We start from the raw sequence: 21,929 nt of genomic DNA, 5'->3' as shown, positions 1-21,929 counted from the left end.
TTCAAGGTCGAGAGTTCCAATGTCCTGCGATCCTGAGCAAGCCGCTTACGCTTTTAAATATAATTTGCGTTTTTTTGATTAAGTACCATATACTATTTGTATTAGATACTAGGATGTAGAGGTGAATGGTGTGTTAGATCGTTTGCAAGCTGTAGAAGATCGTTATGAGAAGTTGAATGAGTTGTTAAGTGACCCAGAGGTTATTAGCGATACAAATAAGCTTCGTGAGTATTCAAAAGAGCAATCTGATATTCAGGACACGGTAGAGGTGTACCGTGAGTATAAAGATGTTCGTGAGCAATTACGAGATGCAAAAGCAATGTTAGAAGATAAGTTAGACGCTGATATGCGTGATATGGTAAAAGAAGAGGTTTCTGAATTAGAAGGACAAGAGAAAACATTATCAGAACGTCTGAAAATTTTACTTGTTCCAAAAGACCCTAATGATGATAAAAACGTTATCGTTGAGGTTCGTGGCGCTGCTGGTGGTGACGAGGCAGCTTTATTTGCTGGCGATTTATATCGTATGTATAGCCGTTATGCTGAGGTGCAAGGTTGGAAAACTGAAATTATCGAAGCGAGCTATACAGAGTTAGGCGGATATAAAGAGATTATCTTTATGATTAACGGTAAAGGTGCTTTCGCGAAGCTGAAATTCGAGAATGGTGCTCACCGTGTACAACGTGTTCCTGAAACGGAATCTGGCGGACGTATTCATACATCTACAGCAACTGTAGCTGTACTACCAGAGGCAGAAGAAGTAGAAATTAATATTCATGAAAAAGATGTTCGTGTTGATACGTTTGCTTCTAGTGGTCCTGGTGGACAAAGCGTTAATACAACGATGTCAGCGGTACGTTTAACGCATTTACCGACTGGTGTAGTTGTATCTTGTCAGGATGAGAAATCACAAATTAAGAATAAAGAAAAAGCGATGAAAGTATTACGCGCACGTGTTTATGATAAATTTAGACAAGAAGCGCAAGCTGAGTATGATCAAAACCGTAAACAAGCTGTTGGTACGGGAGATCGTTCAGAGCGTATTCGTACGTATAACTTCCCGCAAAACCGTGTTACAGACCATCGAATCGGTTTAACGATTCAAAAGCTAGATCAAATCCTACAAGGTAAGTTAGATGATTTCATCAATGCCTTAGTGATGGAAGATCAGGCGCAAAAGATGGAGGCAGCTGAGTAATGCGTGTCTATGAAGCCCTGAAATGGGCTTCTTCTTTTTTACAGGAAAATGGACGAGATGAAAATGCGGGAGAAATTGTCCTTTGTCATGTATTAAAGACGAACAGAACCGGAATGCTCATGAATATGCGTGAAGAAATAACTGCGGAACAAGAGGAAAGTTTTGCAGAATTTATCCGCAAGCATGTAGAAGGTATTCCGATCCAATATATGCTCGGTTATGAAATGTTTTATGGCCGATCATTCTTTGTAAATGAAGAGGTATTGATACCAAGACCGGAAACAGAGGAACTTATAGTTGGAGTACTAGAGAGAATTGAGCGCCATTTCGGTAATGAGGAGCTTCACATAGCGGATATTGGAACAGGTAGTGGAGCGATTTCTATTACGCTCGCTTTAGAAAATAAAAATCTTCATGTGTATACAGTAGATATCGCACAGGAGTCGATTGAAGTTGCAAAAGAAAATGCAAAAACTTTAGGGGCGGATGTAACATTCTATCACGGCGATTTACTGTCTCCGTTTTATGAAACAGGTCAGAAGTTAGATGTTGTTGTTTCCAATCCTCCGTACATACCAGAGGAAGATTGGCGTGGTCTTTCTACTGTTGTGAAGGAGCATGAGCCGAAGCGTGCGCTTGTTGGTGGGGAAGATGGACTAGATTTCTATCGTCGTTTTATGGAGGAATTGCCGAATGTATTACAGAACAAGGCGATTGTGGCGTTTGAAATTGGTGTAGGGCAAGGTGAAGATGTGAAAGCATTATTACAGCAAACTTTCCCGCGCGCTCAAGTTGAAGTTGTATTTGATATTAATGGAAAAGATCGCATGGTATTTGCAGAGATGGAGTAAGGCATAAGCCTTACTCTATTTTTTGTATGAAAAATTCGCAACTACTCAGCCATACATTTTATTTAGAATTTTGGTAAGGGGAATTATTTCAGCGAAAATACGCACCTTATTACCTATACATAGCCAGTTCCTCTCGCCAATTAAAAAAATGCTTTTCTATCGGTTTTTTATATAGATTTTGAATTTAATAGTTTAGAAAGATGAAAGTCTGTCCACACTGTTTCTAGAGGGGACGGTGGAGGAAATGAAAAAACAAGTTATTGCTTACTTTCTTTTATTATTAATTGGTGCACAGTTACTTGTGCAGTTTGGATATATGAAAGCTGATGCAAAAGGGCCTACTGTTATTCCGAAAGAGGCCGTTCGATTACGTATTTTAGCTAATAGTGATTCCGATAAAGATCAGGCGTTAAAGCGTAAAGTACGCGATGAAGTAAAAGCGCAAATTGATGGATGGGTAGCGGATTTAACGTCATTTGAAGAAGCTCGAAAAGTAATTCAAAATCATATTCCTGAAATTGAAAAGACAGTGGCAAATACACTGAAAAGAGAAGGAAGTAAAGAGGCGTTTCAAGTGAAATTCGGTAAGAATGTGAAGTTTCCTACAAAGGTATATGGGAATTTTATTTATCCGGCAGGAGAATATGAAGCGGTACTTATTACAATTGGAAAAGGTGAAGGTGCAAACTGGTGGTGTGTATTATTTCCACCGATGTGTTTCTTAGATTTTTCAAGTGGTACAGCTGTAAGGAAAGAAGAACATGTTGTGAAAGCTGAATCTCCTGAAGAGGAGCAAGTGAGACAATTAGATGAGGAAGTAGTGGATGTACCGGAGAAGAAAGAGGATAAGGTGAAAGAAAAGAAAGTAGTAAAGCCGGAAAAAGCTGAAAAAGTAACAGCACAGGAAAAGAAAGTAGTAAAACACGAAACACAAGTAGAAGAACAGCCTGTAAAAAAAGTAGAAACAAAAACTGTGGAAAAAGTGGAGAAACCTGTGGAGCAAAAACAAGAAAAGCAAAATGAGTATGTAACAGTAGAAGAGGAAGAGAAACCAGAGGTTAAATTATTTATCGTCGAAGCTTTTACATCTTTATTCTCTAAATAGTGCTATTAATAAATCCTTCCTCATATATATCAATGAGGAGGGATTTATTATGAAGAACGTGTATTTTGCTACGAAAGCAGATGTAGAAAGATTACATTCTTTTTTCGGACAAGCTAATAAAAAAGATGATAAAATAAATGAGTTGTACGCACAATTTATGATCTTGGAAGAGGCGGGAGAAATACGAGCGGTAATTGGATATGAACAAAGTGGAGAAAATGCACTTATCCGTTCTTGTTTATTCACACCCAATGTGGATAAACAGACTTTCTTATATTTTTTCGAGATGTTTTTGCAGTATATGAAAGAAAAAGATATTCGACAATTGTACTTACTCACAAATCATCCACAATCTGTGACCATCTTTCAGTTTTTTAACTTTGTCATTATAGAGAAAGAGGAAGTGCCAGAGGAAATTCGACAGTTAGAACACTTTTGTAAAAATATAAAAGAGCTAAATGCAATAATACTAAATTGTCAGCTATTCACAAAGTTATCCACGGATTAACAAGGTTTATCCACATTTTGTGGATAAACCTTGTTTGTCTTTTGGATAAATCTCATAGTAAACTAAAAATAGACAAGTATTTCATGGTAGAAAAGGACGTGGGAAAAAATGCATACAAATATGTGGGTTGTGGATAATGTTGTGGAAAGAAAAAAATATTATCCACAATTAAAAGAAGCAGCGAGATTATTAAGAGAAAATGAAGCGGTGGCCTTCCCAACGGAAACGGTATATGGGTTAGGAGCAAACGCAATGGATGATGAAGCGATAGCGAAAATTTTTGAAGCGAAAGGGAGACCGAGCGATAATCCACTGATTGTCCACATAGGAACAAAATCTCAGTTAGATGGTATCGTAAGAGAAATTCCGCCGGTTGCAGAAAAGTTAATGGAGCATTTTTGGCCAGGACCATTAACAATCATTTTACCGAGAAAAAAAGGGATTTCAGAGAGGGTTACGGCAGGACTTAATACAGTCGGAGTGAGGATGCCGGATCATCCAGTAGCGCTCGCCCTTATTGAAGAGGCAAACGTGCCTGTTGCGGCACCGAGTGCGAATCGTTCAGGACGCCCAAGCCCAACGTTAGCTTCTCATGTGTATGAAGATTTAAATGGGAAAATTGCTGGTATTGTTGATGGCGGGGCAACAGGAGTAGGCGTTGAATCAACTGTAATTGATTGTACGAGCGAGGTTCCGACGATTTTACGTCCAGGTGGGATTACGAAGGAGCAATTAGAGGCCGTGATAGGAAATGTTTCTTTAGATCCAGCTTTAAAGGATGAGAAAGAAAAGCCAAAATCACCTGGAATGAAATATACACATTATGCACCGAAAGCGCCACTTAGTATTGTTGAAGGGTCCCGTGAGTTTATTCAACGTATTGTGGATGAGAAAAAGAAAGAAGGATTTAAAGTAGGTGTATTAACGACAGAAGAGTATCAGCATGTGTATAGTGCAGATGTTGTATTGTCTTGTGGTGTACGAAGCGATTTAGCCAGCGTTGCGACTAAGTTATATGATGTGCTTAGAACGTTTGATGCAAGTGAAGTAGATGTTATTTTTAGTGAATCATTCCCGAATGAAGGCATAGGAAATGCAATTATGAATCGTTTAACAAAAGCTGCGGGACATCAGATTATTATTGAATGATAATGTACCTTTAGCAAACAGAATATTTCTCCTCGGATAAGCATATTGTGAAGTAGCACGTCCGAGGGGGGATATGAATGACACTTGAACAATTAATACCTTTAATAATTATGGCATTTGCCCTGGGGATGGATGCATTTTCAGTGAGCCTCGGTATGGGGATGGTAACATTAAAGTTAAGACAAATCCTTTATATAGGTATGACGATTGGGATATTTCATATTATTATGCCATTTATCGGAATGGTACTAGGACGTTTTCTATCAGAGAGGTATGGGGATGTCGCAAATTTTGCAGGAGCTATTTTATTAATTGGGCTAGGGTTCTATATCGTATATTCGTCTATTTTAGAAGGGGAAGAGACTAGAACTGCTCCAATTGGAATTAGTTTATTTGTATTTGCATTTGGTGTCAGTATAGATAGTTTTTCAGTAGGTCTTAGTCTTGGAATTTACGGAGCAGAGACAATTATTACGATATTATTGTTCGGACTAATAAGTATGCTACTGGCTTGGATGGGTTTATTGCTTGGTAGCCATGCCAAAAATATACTTGGCACATACGGTGAAATAGTAGGTGGTATTATTCTTGTTGGGTTTGGATTGTATCTCCTTTTTCCTATATAATTTTATGTAGGAGGGAATTATGAACAAGCTATTGGAATGGTATGTTAAGCTTTTAACCTTCTTTCCTCGATGGCTAAGAAGACTTATAATATTGGGTGTTATTTTGCAAATTTCGATGTTAGGTTGGATTAAGTTAATTCGTGAATGGTGAGATAGTTCCTTTCTGTGCATAGTTTCGTTTGTACTATATTGATCACACTAAAAAATTACAAATATAGAAAGGATGAGATGAATGACGAGATTAAAGCAAGTTTTTGGTATTATTATTAGTTTTTTTGTTTTTTGGTTCAGTATGCTCGGTGTACAAATGTTTGCTGAGTTTTTAGATATTGAGTCATTGAAGTTTGTTGCAGGAAAATCGGAGGCGGCGCGTACTTTTTATTCTCCGTATCCGTTTTTAATTGTTTTCCTTATTACGTTACTTTCCTTATATTTCTTTGTAATAAAGCTTAGTAGATCTAAAAAAGAGAAATTCCCGTCATTAGAGGAGAAGAACGAAGAATTACGATAAAAAATTCCCCGCTTTCAGCGGGGGTTATGTTTAGGTGATGGAAGTGAACGGGCCCCTTGCGCTTTTAGGGGATATATCCAGTTCCAGTGGCCAGCTAAGAACCTTCCCCACGAGAAGATAAAAAGCATCTTCTGTGAGGAAGAACCTTAGCCACCGGGCCTGGGCAGTCGGTTCCGCTTTTAAATGTATCCAGCTCCAGCGGCTAGAATGGTCGGTGGCTTCGCGTCTTCCTGCGAGGCAAAAAGCGCCTCTACGTCAGAAGCTCCATCCCCCTCTCATTCTGAGCGAGCCGCTTCCGCCTTTAGGGTGTGATATCCAGTTCCGGCGACTAGCTCTTCGCATCTAAGAACCTTCCGCCCGAAAGGCAAAAAGCGCCTTTAGGACGAAAGAACCTTAGCTGGTCAGAGCTGAACGAGTCGCCTCCACTTTTAGATAGGCCTCACTAATTCAAATTGTTCTCCTAGTTTTGCGTAGTTGTGTCCTGCTAGGCGGCTTATTGGTTTTAGTTCTTCGGCGTGAATTCGACCGTTTTCGTATAAGTGTTCAGCGACGTGAAAGCGAACGACGCGGCCGATTAGTAGGTCACAAGCTGGCGAGTCTTCGGTTCCGCCGAGTGGGATAGCGCGTTCTAATATGCACTCCATTCGAATGTTTGCTTCTTTAACCCCTGGTACTGAAATGACATCACTGTCAATCGGTGTTAGTTTTGCTAATTCGATTTCACTTTCATTAGGAGGTAGGTTCGCTGCTGTTTCGTTGATCGCTTCTACGTAAGATTCATCAGAAATATGTACGACAAATTCCCCTTTTTCTATTGCGTTTCTGGAAGTGTCTTTCGGTTTTCCTCCTTTGCGTTGTACTGAAACTGAGATAAGTGGTGGATTGGCAGCGACGATATTGAAATAACTATATGGCGCACCGTTCAATACGCCATCTTTAGTTACAGAAGTAACGAATGCAACAGGACGTGGAATGATACTTCCTGTTAGTAATTTGTAATTATCTTTTTCGGTTTGTTCGTTTGGATTAATGGATAACATGTTGTAATCCCCTTTCTAAATATGAATACTTATTGTTCCTTTACAAGATATCAATGGGAATCTCCTGCTGAAAATAATATTTTTTTGATGATGTAAAAAAAAGAGATTACCTCGATTGTACTGAAGTAATCTCTTTTTTGGTAAATATCTTGAAATAGAGATAAATATTAAAGTAAAACGTAAGCGCCAGGTCCAATTAAAGCTACACCGATAGCGACAGCGATTAACATTAAATTATATTCGAATCCGTTTTGTGTTACCCAGTAACCATTTTTTCCGTGAACTGTGAAAATTGCTACTAACATTGTTCCTACGATAAATAAAGAACCAAATACAGTGAAAATACCTGCTGCGAATAAGAAACCACCTAATAGTTCAGTTGCGCCAGCCATAAATGCCATAAATACACCAGGACGTAAGCCGATTGACTCCATCCAGCCGCCAGTTCCCTTTAAGCCGTAACCGCCGAACCAACCAAATAATTTTTGAGCACCATGACCCATGAATGTAATTCCTATAATAAGACGAATAATAAGAAGACCGATATCCATCATTTTAAAAAACCTCCTAAAAGTTATTAACTTATCTTATGTAAGTAATAATAAAATAGTTACTTACTTTAGTTAAGTAGATTTTAACAAAAATTTGAAAGGAATTTTACAAATTAACAACAAAAAATAAAATGTAGTAAAGACCTCTAGACAAGTAAGTGAAAAAAAGAGAAAATATAAGTAGAAGTTAAATTCTCATTGTTATTCAGACAATCAGAATTGACTGGAATTTTGTGAAGCGCTACAATAAGAGTCTAGTAGTAATGACATGATTTATTTCGAAAGAGTTTTTACAGTATAACATTCGAAGTATGAAGTCTTACGTGTATTTCGATCTTGAATAGAGATTGCCCTATAAACTTTTAGGTAAATTATAAGGAGGACTATCCTATGTTTAAAAAATTATTCGGTTTTGGTTCAAAAACAAATGAAGAAACAATCGTAGCTCCATTAACTGGAGCAGTGAAAAATATTGAAGAAGTACCAGATCCAGTATTCGCTGGTCGTATGATGGGTGACGGTGTTGCGATCGATCCTACTGAAGGTGTAGTTGTATCTCCAGTTGATGGTGAAATCGTACAATTATTCCACACGAAACATGCTATTGGAATTAAAGCGAAAAACGGTACAGAAATTTTAATCCACGTTGGATTAGAAACTGTAAAAATGGAAGGTGAAGGTTTCGAAGCTCACGTTTCTGAAGGACAAGCTGTAAAAGCTGGAGATAAATTAATCTCATTCGACTTAGAATTAATTCGTGAAAAAGCGAAAAGCACAATTACTCCAATCGTTATTACAAACACTGATGCAGCTGAGTCTATTAAGACAACTGTAGGTGTAACAGCTACAAAAGGTTCAACAGAAGTAATGAAAGTTACAATGAAATAATTATTTGATAGAAGGAATCCGTTTCATATGAAATGGATTCCTTATTTTGTTTCGTAGTGTGTTCATTATGTATGGTAAAATACTTTGGGCACTTGGAAATAGGGTTTCATATATGTGGATAAGGCGCATTTTTCTTAGAAAAAATATAAGAGAAATGCGCCTTTCGTATATTCACATTCCTTTTGTTCTATTCTAATGTACGCTATGATAAAGTGAAACTTTAATGAGTGGAGGGTGTTCATCCCCCGCTGATTATTAGCCTTCACCAATCGGGATAAATGTAGGAAACAGAAAAAAAGGGGTGGGTTTAGATGAAACGGGTGTTATTTGTTTGCACTGGAAATACATGCCGTAGTCCGATGGCTGAGGCTTTGCTTCGTCATTATGGAGAAGGTAAATTTGAAGTGCAATCTGCTGGTGTTTTCGCCTATCCTGGAAGCGATGTGTCGATACATGCAAAGGAAGCTTTAGCTGAAAAAGGAATTGTAATCGATCATGCCGCGCAGCAGGTAAACGATACTTTGGTTGATTGGGCGGATATTGTAGTAACAATGACGGAAAACCATAAGCAAATTGTACTTGGGTATTATCCGAGCGTGGAAAAGAAATTGGATACATTATATGGATTAGCTGAGGGTGTAAGTAAGGATATTTCAGATCCATTTGGCGGATCGCTTTCTATTTATAAAGAAACGTTAGAAGAGATGGAAAAACTTGTACAAACTTTACTGAAAAAACATTCAGAAGGTTGATGTTTCGTGTATAATACGATATTGGAGATCACTTTGTTCCATTAAGGTAGCGAGTGTGAAATGAAGATAATTGATTGAAACTTCGGAGGGGTAAAAATGAAAGTAGTAGTAGCATCTGATCACGGCGGTATGAATATCCGTAAAGAACTTGTAAGTTTATTAGAAGAGTTAAATATTGAATATATTGATTTAGGTTGTGAATGTGAAGCTGGTTCTGTTGATTACCCTGATTTTGCGTTTCCAGCAGCAGAAATGGTCGCGAATGGTGAAGTGGATCGTGGTATTTTAGTTTGCGGGACAGGCATTGGTATGTCAATCGCAGCAAACAAAGTAAATGGTATTCGTTGTGCATTAGTTCATGATACTTTCAGTGCGAAAGCGACGAGAGAGCATAATGACACTAACATGTTAGCGATGGGCGAGCGTGTAATTGGAGCTGGTCTAGCGCGTGATATCGCGAAAATTTGGCTAACAACTGACTATGAAGGTGGCCGTCACGAAAACCGAGTAGGAAAAATTAAAACTTACGAAACAAAGTAATAGATTCTAACTATAAGTAGTATGAAATATAATTTGGTGAACCAACCTGTGAAAGGAAGAGGCGTAATGACAGAAATCGTAAAGGTAAGAGAACAGCTACAAATGTCGCTTTCTGATTTCCAAGAACAAGCCACGCTGCAAAGTGGTCAAATTTTTGTAGTGGGGTGTAGCACGAGCGAAGTGCTAGGTGAAAGAATTGGAACATCAGGAACGATGGAAGTGGCAGAGGCGATTTTTTCTGAGTTAAAACAATTTCAAGAGAGAACAGGTATTGAATTGGCATTTCAATGTTGTGAGCATTTAAATCGTGCTTTAGTAGTTGAGAGAGATGTAGCGATGAAATATCAATTTGAAATTGTAACAGTTACGCCTGTTAGATCAGCAGGTGGTGCATTAGCGACGTATGCGTATCACAATTTTAAAGATCCGGTAGTAATTGAGTTTATTAAAGCAGATGCAGGAATGGATATCGGCGATACATTTATCGGTATGCATTTAAAGCATGTAGCTGTACCGGTTCGTACAAGTGTGAAGGAAATAGGAAGTGCGCATGTAACGATGGCGAAAACACGTGGGAAACTAATAGGTGGAGCACGTGCCGTTTATGCGGCAAATGAAGAAGCTATTCCTTGCCGTTAAACATGAAAAATTATAAAGTCTTATAACAGCTGTATATCGAAAGGTAAAAGGTATGTGGTCTGACTTTATAATAGAAGAAAGAAAAGACCAATTTTGGTCTTTTTTTTTCTTTTATGATATAGAAAGTCATGTTAGAATGTAGTTGAAAACATGAAGGTTCGAAAGAATTACAACCTGAATTTTCGTTTTTTCTGAATAAATGAGAAAAAACTATTGGGAATTGATGTAATTCGTTCAGAAAAGGGGGATTTTGGTGAATCATTTAAAACGTCAAGATGAAAAGGTATTTGCTGCAATTGAGGCAGAACTAGGAAGACAGCGTTCAAAGATCGAGTTAATTGCTTCGGAAAACTTCGTAAGTGAAGCAGTAATGGAGGCGCAAGGTTCTGTTTTAACGAATAAGTATGCTGAAGGATATCCTGGAAAACGTTACTATGGTGGTTGTGAACACGTAGACGTAGTAGAAGATATCGCACGTGATCGCGCGAAAGAAATTTTTGGCGCAGAGCATGTAAATGTTCAACCACATTCTGGTGCACAAGCGAACATGGCAGTATACTTTACGATTTTAGAGCAAGGCGATACAGTACTTGGTATGAATTTATCTCATGGTGGTCACTTAACACACGGAAGCCCTGTTAACTTCAGTGGAGTACAATATAATTTCGTAGAATATGGCGTGGATGCTGAATCTCACCGTATTAATTACGATGATGTATTAGCAAAAGCGAAAGAACATAAACCAAAATTAATCGTTGCAGGTGCAAGTGCATATCCTCGTGTTATCGATTTCAAACGATTCCGTGAGATTGCAGATGAAGTGGGTGCATACTTTATGGTTGATATGGCACATATCGCTGGTTTAGTAGCTGCTGGTTTACATCCAAACCCAGTACCACATGCACATTTCGTTACAACGACAACACATAAAACATTACGTGGTCCACGTGGCGGTATGATTTTATGTGAAGAGCAATTTGCAAAACAAATTGATAAATCAATCTTCCCTGGTATTCAAGGTGGCCCACTTATGCACGTAATTGCTGCAAAAGCTGTTGCATTTGGTGAGACACTACAAGATGAGTTTAAAACATATGCACAACATATCATTAATAATGCGAACCGCTTAGCTGAAGGTCTTCAAAAAGAAGGACTTACACTTGTTTCTGGTGGAACAGACAATCATTTAATCTTGATTGATGTTCGTAACTTAGAAATTACAGGTAAAGTAGCAGAGCACGTATTAGATGAAGTTGGTATTACAGTGAACAAAAATACAATTCCATTTGAAACAGCAAGCCCATTTGTAACAAGCGGCGTACGTATCGGTACAGCAGCTGTAACATCTCGTGGTTTCGGTTTAGAAGAAATGGATGAAATTGCGGCACTTATTGCTTATACATTAAAAAATCATGAGAATGAAGTTGCATTAGAAGAAGCAAGTAAGCGTGTAGAAGCGTTAACGAGCAAATTCCCAATGTATACAGATCTATAATAGATTGAAAAAGACTGCTGAAACGTAATTGTTTTGGCAGTCTTTTTTGTGGACATATATTATTTTTAAAGTATGTATACAAATGATGAATAAATTTTGGCGATATAATGAAGGATACAGCTCCCATAATTGGTAAAGATACTAGATAGATTCATCGCAAAATCATGATTTTGCCAAATTTGCCCTTGAATATTAGTAGCGTTTTCTTTACAATCGTAAATAGTGTAAAGAAGCGTGTAAACGCATGAATATCATCTAAAGGAGAGATTCACATGGGAAAACTGTATGTATTTGATCACCCGTTAATTCAACATAAGATTACATATATTCGCGATAAGAATACAGGTACGAAAGATTTTCGTGAATTAGTGGACGAAGTAGCAAGCTTAATGGCTTTCGAGATTACTCGTGACCTTCCACTTGAAGACATTGAAATTGAAACGCCTGTAAGCAAAGCGACAACAAAAGTGATCGCTGGTAAAAAACTTGGTTTAATTCCGATTTTACGTGCAGGTTTAGGAATGGTTGATGGAATTCTGAAATTAATTCCAGCAGCAAAAGTAGGACACGTTGGTTTATACCGTGACCCTGAAACATTGCAACCGGTAGAATACTATGTGAAACTTCCAACGGATGTAGAAGAGCGTGACTTTATCGTACTAGATCCGATGCTAGCAACAGGTGGTTCTGCGGCTGAAGCAATTAATTCTCTGAAAAAGCGCGGTGCAAAGCAAATTAAATTAATGTGTATCGTAGCTGCTCCAGAAGGAGTAAAAGTAGTGCAGGAAGAGCATCCTGATGTTGATATTTATGTAGCGGCATTAGATGAGAAGTTAAATGACCATGGTTATGTAGTTCCAGGTCTTGGTGATGCTGGTGACCGTTTATTCGGAACAAAGTAAGACAACAGACGAGAGGGGGATTCCCCGCTCGTTTTTTTTTTGCCCTCAGCGCACGGGGGAGGGGGAGATAAATATACAGGGTATATACAACATAAGTTATATACACATCACATATAATATAGAAGTCTTACGTCTCGGGGACACTATATTATGGAAGAAAAGCGCTATATCTTAAAAATATAATAGTGACAAACTTGTGAACATTTTCTTCTATTATAAAGAGAAAACTGTTAGAAATTGCATATCTCTAGCCAGTATTTAGAAGGGGAACGTTTTCATTTTTGGGAGGAAATGCCTAATACTCAAATTTTTTGATTTTTTACGATTTCTCGTTGACACTGTTAATACCCTATTGTATGCTAACAACGGGGATAGATGGTAGGGCTTTCAGTGACAAAAATGCATCTATTCCGTGACGAAAATGTAAACTTTTTATTTTGTATAGAATTTATGCAGAAAAATGAGTTATTATTAACACATCGTGAATGAGGGTTACATATTGGAGGGATGAATCCTTGCAAAAAAACGATCGCAGCCATATAAAAGCGTATGCTTTAATGTCAGGAATACTTGCTCAGTTAGTTGGTTCTATTCTTATCGGAATCTTTGGTGGGCAATGGATTGATAATAAGGTTGGAACGTTTCCGTTGTTTCTTATTATAGGGTTATTACTCGGGTTAGGAACAGGGGTATACGCAATGATTCGACTCATTCAACATTACTATTCGGGAGAGCAATGATGATAGACGTACATGGACTTGTCCAACGACAAAAGAAATATATGTACTACTTGCTTGCGCTTCTAGTGCTAGGATGGGGAATTACCTCTTACAAGGATGTATTTCTTGGGCTGATTATCGGAACGATTTTCAGTTTTCTTAGTTTGCGCATCATTGCACGTAGAACAGACAAGCTATTAGATCGCGTAACAAATGGAGAAAACGTGAAGTTTAAGGCGACAGCGGTAAGTACATATTCAAGATTCGCCACGATTGGGTTATTAATTTTATTTGCAGCCAAATATCAAGAGTTAATTGCGATGTGGGGCTTAGGTGTAGGATTGCTGACAGGATACCTTGTCATGATCATAGATTTTCTTTATTTAGAGTATACGAGCAGGGAAGAGAGGTGAATTACTAGTGGAACACGGTAAATTAGTTGAATTTCTAGGTTTAACGTTCGATTTGTCATCAGTTATGATGGTTACTGTAGCAGCAGTTATTGTTTTCTTAATCGCTGTTATCGGAACTCGCAGCTTAGCGCTTCGCCCAACCGGGATGCAAAATTTCATGGAATGGGTGTTTGACTTCGTGAAAGGGATTATCAATAGTACGATGGATTGGAAAACAGGTGGACGTTTCTTAACGCTTGGCGTTACGCTTATCATGTTTATCATCGTATCGAACTTCCTTGGTTTACCATTCATGTATTCAACAGTTGAGGCTGGCGAACATATTGCATGGTGGAGATCACCAACGTCTGATCCAGCAGTTGCATTAACATTAGCCGTGATGGTAGTTACCCTCACCCATTATTATGGAATTAAGATGAAGGGTACGAAAGAATATGTTAAAGGTTATTTCCAACCTATGAAATTCTTATTCCCATTAAAGGTTATTGAGGAGTTTGCTAACACATTAACGTTAGGTCTTCGTTTATTTGGTAACATTTACGCAGGTGAAATCTTATTAGGATTACTTGCTAAGTTAGGCGGGGCATCATTCTTAGGAGCATTAGGTGCACTTGTACCGATGTTAGCATGGATGGGATTCAGCGTATTCGTTGGTTCAATCCAGTCATTTATTTTCGTAATGTTAACGATGGTTTATATGGCTCATAAAGTAAGCCATGACCATTAATATAATTTAAGTAAGAAAAAATTTATTTTTTTATAATACAAAGGAGGACAAATTAAATGAGTTTAGGTGTAATCGCAGCTGCAATTGCAATTGGTTTATCAGCATTAGGTGCAGGTATTGGTAACGGTCTTATCGTATCACGTACAATCGAAGGTGTTGCTCGTCAACCAGAATTAAAAGGCGCACTTCAAACAATTATGTTCATCGGGGTTGCATTAGTTGAGGCACTTCCAATTATCGGTGTAGTTATTGCTTTCATCGTAATGAACAAATAAGGGAGACTCCCCTTACATAGATGGCGAAGAGTGTTTTTCCGAACTTTCTTCGCCATTGCTTTATGAACGAAACGTATGTCTTTTTTTTTCATATGATCAATTTAGATATTTTGAAGGGAGTGAATCCTTGTGCCAACTTTATTATTAGGGGCTTCCATTCCATTTGGAACGATTGCTTATACATTGTTCATTTTCTTACTTCTATTAGTAATGCTACGCAAATTCGCGTGGGGTCCTTTAATGGGAATTATGAAAGAACGTGAAGAGCATGTTACTAATGAAATCGACGCTGCAGAAAGAAGTAATGCTGAAGCGAAGAAATTAGTAGAAGAACAACGTGAAATGTTAAAACAATCGCGTGTTGAAGCACAAGAGTTAATCGAAAGAGCGAAGAAACAAGCTGTAGATCAAAAGGATGTTATTGTTGCTGCTGCGAAAGAAGAAGCAGAATCAATTAAAACATCTGCTGTACAAGAAATTCAACGCGAAAAAGAGCAAGCGATTGCTGCTTTACAAGAACAAGTTGCTTCTTTATCTGTTCATATTGCTTCTAAAGTAATTGAAAAAGAATTAAAAGAAGAAGATCAAGTGAAGTTAATTCGCGATTATATTAAAGAAGTAGGAGAAGCGCGATGAGCAATGGGATTGTAGCAAAACGTTATGCTGTCGCTCTTTTCAAAATTGCAAAAGAAAAACACGTATTAGAAATGTTTGAAGAGGAATTACGCCTTGTACAAAACGTTTTTACAAAGAACGGAGAACTACATAGCTTTTTAACGCAACCGAACATTTCAAAAGAGCAGAAGAAAACGTTTCTTGCAAACGTATTCGCATCTGTTTCTGAATCTATTTTAAATACGTTATATATTTTAATTGATAACAAGCGTATTGATATCCTACCTGAAATTGCAAATGAATATGTTGTTCTTGCTAATGAAGAACGTAACGTAGCGGATGCAACTGTATATTCTATTCGTCTTCTATCGGAAGAAGAAAAACTTAACATTGCAGAAGCATTTGCAAAAAAAACAGGAAAAGATGCAATTCGCGTGAAAAATGTTGTGGATGAAGATTTACTAGGCGGCATTAAAGTACGTATTGGAAATCGCATTTACGACGGAAGCTTACAAGGAAAATTAGCACGTATTCAGCGTGAATTAATGAAGAATAGATAGGGGTGAAGCACATGAGCATCAGAGCTGAAGAAATTAGCGCACTGATAAAGCAACAAATCGAGAACTATCAGTCTGAAATCGAAGTTAGTGATGTTGGTACAGTTATCCAAGTTGGTGACGGTATTGCGCGTGCTCATGGTCTTGATAACGTTATGGCTGGTGAACTTGTAGAGTTCTCTAATGGCGTTATGGGACTAGCACAAAACTTAGAGGAAAACAACGTAGGTATCATTATTTTAGGACCTTACACAGAAATCCGTGAAGGTGACGAAGTTCGTCGTACTGGTCGCATCATGCAAGTACCAGTAGGAAAAGAACTAATCGGTCGTGTTGTAAACCCATTAGGTCAACCAGTTGATGGTTTAGGCCCAATCAATACAACAAACACTCGTCCAATCGAAAGTCCAGCACCAGGTGTAATGGATCGTAAATCTGTTCATGAACCACTTCAAACAGGTATTAAAGCGATCGATGCTCTTGTACCAATTGGCCGTGGTCAACGTGAGTTAATCATCGGTGACCGCCAAACAGGTAAAACAGCAGTTGCACTTGATACGATCATTAACCAAAAAGATGAAGATATGATTTGTATCTATGTAGCTATCGGACAAAAAGAATCAACAGTACGTAACGTAGTAGAAACACTACGTAAGCACGGTGCACTAGATTACACAATCGTTGTAACTGCATCAGCTTCTCAACCAGCTCCATTATTATACCTAGCTCCTTACGCTGGTGTAACAATGGGTGAAGAGTTCATGTACAATGGTAAACACGTATTAGTAGTATATGATGACTTATCAAAACAAGCAGCGGCTTACCGTGAGCTTTCATTACTATTACGTCGTCCTCCAGGTCGTGAAGCATATCCAGGGGATGTATTCTACTTACATTCTCGCTTATTAGAGCGTGCAGCAAAATTAAGTGATGCAAGAGGCGGCGGTTCTTTAACTGCACTACCTTTCATCGAAACACAAGCAGGGGACGTATCAGCTTACATCCCAACAAACGTAATTTCTATTACGGATGGACAAATCTTCTTACAATCTGACCTATTCTTCTCTGGCGTACGTCCAGCAATCGATGCGGGTACTTCTGTATCTCGTGTAGGTGGATCAGCTCAGATTAAAGCGATGAGTAAAGTATCAGGTACACTTCGTCTTGACCTTGCATCTTATCGTGAGTTAGAAGCGTTCGCTCAGTTCGGTTCTGACCTTGATAAAGCAACACAAGCGAAATTAAACCGTGGTGCTCGTACAGTTGAGGTATTAAAACAAGGATTACACAAACCGTTACGTGTAGAGAAACAAGTTATCATTCTTTACGCTTTAACACGTGGATTCCTAGATGATATCCCAGTAGTAGATATCACTCGTTTCGAAGAAGAATTCCATGCTTGGTTAGATTCAAATGCAACTGACTTATTAAGCGAAATTCGCACAACTAAGAAACTTGCGGATGACGACAAATTTGCAGCAGCAATTAACGGATTTAAAAAAGTATTCGTAGCTTCTGAATAATAAATAAAAGCGGAAGCGGCTCGTTCTGAATGTGAGGGGGATGGAGCTTCTGACGAAGAGGCGGTCTTTGCCTCGTAGGAAGAAGTGAAGTCACCGAGCATTCAAGCCGCTGGAGCTAGATAATATAAAGGCATCTCAAACTTTGAGATTGCTGACGGTTATGTAAAGGAAAAGAGTAGGTGCACCTATTCTTTTCCTTCAATCATGAGCAAGAATATCTTGCAACGTAGATTAGGAAGAGGATTCTTACTAATCGTGCCAACTTCCGGAAAAAAGGTGGTGAAAACCTGTGGCATCTTTACGCGATATAAAAGCGAAGATTAACTCGACAAAGAAAACGAGTCAAATTACGAAAGCGATGGAGATGGTATCTGCATCTAAGTTAAACCGTGCAGAACAAAATGCTAAATCTTTCGTTCCGTATATGGAAAAGATTCAAGAAGTAGTAGCGAGCATTGCGCAAGGAAGTAAAGGGATTAATCATCCAATGCTAAATGCGCGTCCTGTAAAGCGTACAGGGTACATCGTTATTACATCTGATCGCGGACTAGCAGGTGGTTATAACAGTAACGTATTACGTACAGTAAGTAACGTAATTCGTGAACGTCATAATATGGATTCAAACCAATATTCAATTATTGTGCTTGGACGACTAGGACGTGATTATTTAAAACGTCGCGGCTTTAACATTATTGATGAAGTAGTTGGATTATCTGACCACCCATCATTTACTGATATTAAAGATATTGCTTCTCGAGCAATTGCGATGTTCGCAGATGGTGCTTATGATGAGCTGTATATTTACTACAATCATTATGTAAGTAAAATTTCACAAGAAGTAACGGAAAATAAAATTTTACCGCTTACGGATGTGGCGTCTGATAAACCGACGACAGCTTATGAATTCGAACCTTCTGAAGAAGAAATTTTAAAAGTATTATTGCCACAATACGCAGAAAGCTTAGTGTACGGTGCATTACTAGACGGTAAAGCAAGTGAGCACGCGGCGCGTATGACAGCAATGAAGAGTGCTACAGACAACGCAATGGAAGTTATCGATTCACTTACACTTTCATTCAACCGTGCGCGTCAAGCAGCGATTACGCAAGAAATTACGGAAATCGTTGGTGGAGTAGCAGCGTTAGAATAGTATTAAAAAGCGTAGGTGGCTTGCTCAGAAGGGGAGGGCATTGGAACTCCTGACAAAGAGGCGTTCTTTGCCTCGTAGGAAGGGGTGAAATGACCGACCCTTCTAGCCACCGGAACTAGATTCAATAAAAAGCGGAAGCGGTTCGTCCAGAACAGGAGAGTCGCGTAAGCTATAAACTAATAAAAATTAAAAGCCGACTTCTCTTAGAAAGCTGGCTAATTAAAAGAAAGCTAGGAGGGAACCCGATGAATAAAGGGCGCGTTACGCAAATCATGGGTCCGGTTGTAGACGTTAAGTTTGATGGCGGAAAGCTACCAGAAATCTACAACGCCCTTACGGTAAAACAAAGCAACGAAAACGGAGCAAGCATTAACTTAACATTTGAAGTTGCACTTCATTTAGGTGATGACACAGTTCGTACAGTTGCAATGTCTTCCACAGATGGACTTGTTCGTGGCACAGAAGTAGAAGATACTGGTAAAGCAATCTCTGTACCAGTTGGTGATGTAACACTTGGTCGTGTATTTAACGTATTAGGTGATGCAATTGACTTAGATGGTGATGTTCCTGCGGATGTACGTCGTGATCCAATTCACCGTCAAGCGCCTGCGTTCGAAGAGTTATCTACTAAAGTAGAAATTCTTGAAACTGGTATTAAAGTAGTAGACTTACTTGCTCCTTACATTAAGGGTGGTAAGATCGGTCTATTCGGTGGTGCCGGTGTAGGTAAAACAGTATTAATTCAGGAATTAATTAACAACATCGCACAAGAGCACGGTGGTATCTCTGTATTCGCTGGTGTAGGTGAGCGTACTCGTGAAGGTAACGACTTATACCACGAAATGAGCGATTCTGGCGTAATTAAGAAAACTGCGATGGTATTCGGACAAATGAACGAGCCACCTGGAGCACGTCAACGTGTTGCATTAACAGGTTTAACAATGGCTGAACATTTCCGTGATGAGCAAGGACAAGACGTACTATTGTTCATCGATAACATCTTCCGTTTCACGCAAGCGGGTTCTGAAGTATCTGCCCTTCTTGGTCGTATGCCATCTGCGGTAGGTTACCAGCCAACACTTGCAACAGAAATGGGTCAATTACAAGAGCGTATTACATCTACAAATAAAGGATCTATCACGTCTATCCAAGCGGTATACGTACCAGCCGATGACTATACGGATCCAGCACCAGCTACAACGTTCGCTCACTTAGATGCAACAACAAACTTAGAGCGTCGTTTAACACAAATGGGTATTTACCCAGCCGTAGATCCATTAGCATCTACATCTCGTGCGCTTTCTCCAGAAATCGTAGGAGAAGAGCATTATGGAGTAGCTCGTCAAGTACAGCAAACTTTACAGCGTTATAAAGAGCTTCAAGATATCATCGCTATCTTAGGTATGGATGAGTTATCTGAAGAAGATAAGTTAGTTGTACATCGTGCTCGTCGTATTCAATTCTTCTTATCACAAAACTTCCACGTAGCTGAACAGTTTACAGGTCAAAAAGGTTCTTACGTACCTGTAAAAAATACAGTTAGTGGTTTCAAAGAAATTCTAGAAGGAAAATATGATGACCTTCCAGAAGATGCGTTCCGTCTTGTTGGTAGCATTGAAGAAGTTATTGAAAACGCGAAGAAAATGATGGCGTAAGGCCTTAGGAGGGACGAATTATGAAGACATTTCCAGTCAGTATTGTAACTCCTGATGGACCGGTTTACGAAAAAGAAGTAGAAATGGTAAGCGTAAAAGCAGAGAGTGGGGAAATGGGGATCTTACCAGGTCACATTCCAACTGTTGCACCTTTAAAAATTAGTGCGGTCCGTCTGAAAAATGGTGGGCACACTGATTATGTAGCAGTAAGCGGTGGCTTTATCGAAGTTCGTCCAGATAAAGTAACTGTGTTATCATCATCTGCTGAAGAAGCAAACCATATCGATATCCATCGTGCAAATGAATCGAAACGTCGCGCTGAGCAACGTATGCAAGATAAACAAGCGCATGTTGACTTTAGACGTGCAGAAATGGCTTTGCAGCGTGCTGTGAACCGTTTAAACGTTTCAGATATGAAGTAAAAAAAATCCGTAAGGGCTCTTGCCTTTACGGATTTTTTGTTATGGATATAAATAAAAAGGGGAAAAAATGCCTCTCTTTAGGTAGGAGAGAGCATTTAGCCGTCAGAGCCTTTTTTTGCCCGATGCCAAGTGAAAATCAAGAAATAAAAAGAACTGCAGGTTCGTTTTTTGTTATGCATAGATGTGTTTTATTTAAATGTCGAAACTGAAACTCAATTTAATAGATAGAATAAACTTACAAAATTGGTATAATTATATTGTTGTTTGTATAAGTAGAAAATATATAACAATTTATATTTCATAAAGGAGATGAACAAATGATCGGTGAAATGAAACGAGAAGCATTGTACTCTTTAAAGGGAAAATGGGGACTAGGTGTTGGATCAACGATTTTACATATTATTTTAAGTTATGTTGTTTCAATGGCTGCAATGCTTATACTTTTAATTCCAGGAATTATTATATTTTTCTTAGTTGTTGGTTTAGCGGGTTCAATTGAAGAGGAAGCGATATCAGTCGGGGCAGGTATTACATTTGGAATTTTTTATTGCATAATAATCATTTTGAGTAATGCATCTTATGGTATTACATCATACGGTTATACGAATGTGTTGCTACAAATTAGTAAACGAGAAGATGCTAGAGTAGATTATTTATTTGAAGGATTTCGTGGCTTTAAAAGAATGATGAAAACAATGTGGGCTATGCTTGCGATTTTGTTATATACAGGTACGTGGATTCCGATGTTGTTACTAGGTGTATTCGCGTTTTTTGGTGAGGAAGGGAATGTATCGTTAACAATTGCTTTCTTTGTACTATTAGCTATTTCGATTGTTGTAATGATTGTGATGTATTTTTCTTATGCGATGACGTATTATGTTATGGTTGAAAATCCAGATTATAGCGTTTCACAGGCGATGAAAGAAAGTAAGAACTTTATGAAGGGGCATAAACTAGATTTATTTCTTTTATGGCTTAGCTTCATAGGATGGGCTATTTTAGCAATTCTTACTCTTGGAATAGGAGTTCTTTGGCTTAGTCCATATGTAGGTACAACGACAGCACATTTTTATCGCTATATTGCAAAAGGTGAATTGCAGTAGGAACATGCTATACTA

General features: G+C 38.5%; 28 protein-coding genes. 26 read left to right on the top strand and 2 right to left on the bottom strand.

Annotated elements, in window-relative coordinates; translation table 11 throughout:
- The first annotated feature begins 130 nt into the window (after positions 1-130).
- The 8 genes from prfA to DN408_RS06385 all read left to right on the top strand — a co-directional run bounded on the left by prfA (position 131) and on the right by DN408_RS06385 (position 5,948).
- A complete protein-coding gene (gene prfA / locus DN408_RS06415; RefSeq protein WP_002113060.1) occupies positions 131-1,198 on the top strand; it encodes a peptide chain release factor 1 in 1,068 nt (355 codons plus the stop codon).
- Entirely contained in the window at positions 1,198-2,049 is an 852-nt protein-coding gene (gene prmC / locus DN408_RS06410; protein WP_078178193.1) for a peptide chain release factor N(5)-glutamine methyltransferase, read from the top strand. The genes prfA and prmC overlap by 1 nt, the downstream gene beginning before the upstream one ends.
- A 244-nt stretch (positions 2,050-2,293) precedes the next feature.
- Positions 2,294-3,154, top strand: a complete 861-nt coding sequence (gene spoIIR / locus DN408_RS06405; RefSeq protein WP_002130069.1) for a stage II sporulation protein R — start codon at positions 2,294-2,296, stop codon at positions 3,152-3,154.
- Between the two features lie 49 nt (positions 3,155-3,203).
- Positions 3,204-3,662 carry a GNAT family N-acetyltransferase gene (locus DN408_RS06400; RefSeq protein ID WP_002016300.1) on the top strand — a complete coding sequence of 153 codons (459 nt, stop codon included), beginning with the start codon at positions 3,204-3,206 and terminating at the stop codon, positions 3,660-3,662.
- A gap of 108 nt (positions 3,663-3,770) precedes the next feature.
- Positions 3,771-4,811, top strand: a complete 1,041-nt coding sequence (locus DN408_RS06395; RefSeq protein WP_002016299.1) for an L-threonylcarbamoyladenylate synthase — start codon at positions 3,771-3,773, stop codon at positions 4,809-4,811.
- Between the two features lie 77 nt (positions 4,812-4,888).
- A complete protein-coding gene (locus tag DN408_RS06390) occupies positions 4,889-5,437 on the top strand; it encodes a manganese efflux pump MntP (protein ID WP_002016298.1) in 549 nt (182 codons plus the stop codon).
- Positions 5,438-5,456: 19 nt separating this feature from the next.
- Positions 5,457-5,588 carry a hypothetical protein gene (locus DN408_RS31920; protein ID WP_002139014.1) on the top strand — a complete coding sequence of 44 codons (132 nt, stop codon included), beginning with the start codon at positions 5,457-5,459 and terminating at the stop codon, positions 5,586-5,588.
- 81 nt (positions 5,589-5,669) lie between these two features.
- Entirely contained in the window at positions 5,670-5,948 is a 279-nt protein-coding gene (locus DN408_RS06385; protein WP_002016297.1) for a DUF3935 domain-containing protein, read from the top strand.
- A 428-nt stretch (positions 5,949-6,376) separates the two neighbouring features.
- Here DN408_RS06385 and DN408_RS06375 read toward each other — a convergent pair whose 3' ends face one another.
- Both DN408_RS06375 and DN408_RS06370 read right to left on the bottom strand, forming a co-directional pair.
- Positions 6,377-6,988 (bottom strand): flavin reductase family protein, encoded by a 612-nt coding sequence (locus DN408_RS06375; RefSeq protein WP_078178192.1) that lies wholly within the window; start codon positions 6,986-6,988, stop codon positions 6,377-6,379.
- A 167-nt stretch (positions 6,989-7,155) separates the two neighbouring features.
- The gene (locus DN408_RS06370; protein ID WP_078178191.1) at positions 7,156-7,542 is read right to left on the bottom strand and encodes a DoxX family protein; all 387 of its coding nucleotides are present in this window, start codon (positions 7,540-7,542) and stop codon (positions 7,156-7,158) included.
- Between the two features lie 387 nt (positions 7,543-7,929).
- Between DN408_RS06370 and DN408_RS06365 the strand changes: the two genes are divergently transcribed.
- The 18 genes from DN408_RS06365 (at position 7,930) to DN408_RS06280 (ending at position 21,914) form a co-directional block, all read left to right on the top strand.
- Entirely contained in the window at positions 7,930-8,427 is a 498-nt protein-coding gene (locus DN408_RS06365) for a PTS sugar transporter subunit IIA (RefSeq protein ID WP_002016294.1), read from the top strand.
- A gap of 311 nt (positions 8,428-8,738) precedes the next feature.
- On the top strand, positions 8,739-9,179 hold the full coding sequence (locus tag DN408_RS06360; RefSeq protein WP_147740013.1) for a low molecular weight protein arginine phosphatase: 441 nt from the start codon (positions 8,739-8,741) through the stop codon (positions 9,177-9,179).
- 96 nt (positions 9,180-9,275) lie between these two features.
- Positions 9,276-9,719 (top strand): ribose 5-phosphate isomerase B, encoded by a 444-nt coding sequence (gene rpiB, locus DN408_RS06355; protein WP_000869917.1) that lies wholly within the window; start codon positions 9,276-9,278, stop codon positions 9,717-9,719.
- A 66-nt stretch (positions 9,720-9,785) separates the two neighbouring features.
- Positions 9,786-10,358, top strand: coding sequence for a TIGR01440 family protein (locus DN408_RS06350; protein WP_002130064.1), 573 nt, complete (start codon positions 9,786-9,788; stop codon positions 10,356-10,358).
- 253 nt (positions 10,359-10,611) lie between these two features.
- The gene (glyA, locus tag DN408_RS06345; protein WP_002016291.1) at positions 10,612-11,853 is read left to right on the top strand and encodes a serine hydroxymethyltransferase; all 1,242 of its coding nucleotides are present in this window, start codon (positions 10,612-10,614) and stop codon (positions 11,851-11,853) included.
- A gap of 272 nt (positions 11,854-12,125) precedes the next feature.
- Positions 12,126-12,755, top strand: coding sequence for a uracil phosphoribosyltransferase (upp, locus tag DN408_RS06340; RefSeq protein WP_002034907.1), 630 nt, complete (start codon positions 12,126-12,128; stop codon positions 12,753-12,755).
- A gap of 375 nt (positions 12,756-13,130) precedes the next feature.
- Positions 13,131-13,244 (top strand): DUF4024 domain-containing protein, encoded by a 114-nt coding sequence (locus DN408_RS06335; RefSeq protein WP_000232963.1) that lies wholly within the window; start codon positions 13,131-13,133, stop codon positions 13,242-13,244.
- A 26-nt stretch (positions 13,245-13,270) separates the two neighbouring features.
- The gene (locus tag DN408_RS06330) at positions 13,271-13,495 is read left to right on the top strand and encodes an AtpZ/AtpI family protein (protein WP_002089742.1); all 225 of its coding nucleotides are present in this window, start codon (positions 13,271-13,273) and stop codon (positions 13,493-13,495) included.
- Positions 13,495-13,887 (top strand): ATP synthase subunit I, encoded by a 393-nt coding sequence (locus tag DN408_RS06325; RefSeq protein WP_002016288.1) that lies wholly within the window; start codon positions 13,495-13,497, stop codon positions 13,885-13,887. The genes DN408_RS06330 and DN408_RS06325 overlap by 1 nt, the downstream gene beginning before the upstream one ends.
- Before the next feature lie 7 nt (positions 13,888-13,894).
- Entirely contained in the window at positions 13,895-14,614 is a 720-nt protein-coding gene (atpB, locus tag DN408_RS06320) for a F0F1 ATP synthase subunit A (RefSeq protein ID WP_000399874.1), read from the top strand.
- Positions 14,615-14,670: 56 nt separating this feature from the next.
- On the top strand, positions 14,671-14,889 hold the full coding sequence (gene atpE, locus DN408_RS06315) for a F0F1 ATP synthase subunit C (protein ID WP_000052064.1): 219 nt from the start codon (positions 14,671-14,673) through the stop codon (positions 14,887-14,889).
- 129 nt (positions 14,890-15,018) lie between these two features.
- Entirely contained in the window at positions 15,019-15,525 is a 507-nt protein-coding gene (gene atpF / locus DN408_RS06310) for a F0F1 ATP synthase subunit B (protein WP_002016287.1), read from the top strand.
- Positions 15,522-16,064, top strand: coding sequence for a F0F1 ATP synthase subunit delta (atpH, locus tag DN408_RS06305; protein ID WP_002130060.1), 543 nt, complete (start codon positions 15,522-15,524; stop codon positions 16,062-16,064). The genes atpF and atpH overlap by 4 nt, the downstream gene beginning before the upstream one ends.
- 11 nt (positions 16,065-16,075) lie before the next feature.
- Positions 16,076-17,584 carry a F0F1 ATP synthase subunit alpha gene (gene atpA / locus DN408_RS06300; RefSeq protein ID WP_002016284.1) on the top strand — a complete coding sequence of 503 codons (1,509 nt, stop codon included), beginning with the start codon at positions 16,076-16,078 and terminating at the stop codon, positions 17,582-17,584.
- Positions 17,585-17,873: 289 nt separating this feature from the next.
- A complete protein-coding gene (gene atpG / locus DN408_RS06295) occupies positions 17,874-18,734 on the top strand; it encodes a F0F1 ATP synthase subunit gamma (RefSeq protein WP_002016283.1) in 861 nt (286 codons plus the stop codon).
- Between the two features lie 245 nt (positions 18,735-18,979).
- The gene (gene atpD / locus DN408_RS06290; protein ID WP_002016281.1) at positions 18,980-20,389 is read left to right on the top strand and encodes a F0F1 ATP synthase subunit beta; all 1,410 of its coding nucleotides are present in this window, start codon (positions 18,980-18,982) and stop codon (positions 20,387-20,389) included.
- Positions 20,390-20,409: 20 nt separating this feature from the next.
- A complete protein-coding gene (gene atpC, locus DN408_RS06285) occupies positions 20,410-20,811 on the top strand; it encodes a F0F1 ATP synthase subunit epsilon (protein ID WP_002016279.1) in 402 nt (133 codons plus the stop codon).
- Positions 20,812-21,128: 317 nt separating this feature from the next.
- Positions 21,129-21,914, top strand: coding sequence for a DUF975 family protein (locus tag DN408_RS06280; protein ID WP_078178190.1), 786 nt, complete (start codon positions 21,129-21,131; stop codon positions 21,912-21,914).
- Positions 21,915-21,929 lie beyond the last annotated feature (15 nt).

Source organism: Bacillus sp. AR13-1 (genome assembly GCF_008042285.1).
Classification (GTDB): Bacteria; Bacillota; Bacilli; order Bacillales; family Bacillaceae_G; genus Bacillus_A; species Bacillus_A mycoides.
Note: the sequence above shows the minus strand (reverse complement) of the source record. Positions and strands in the feature narration are given on the sequence as shown.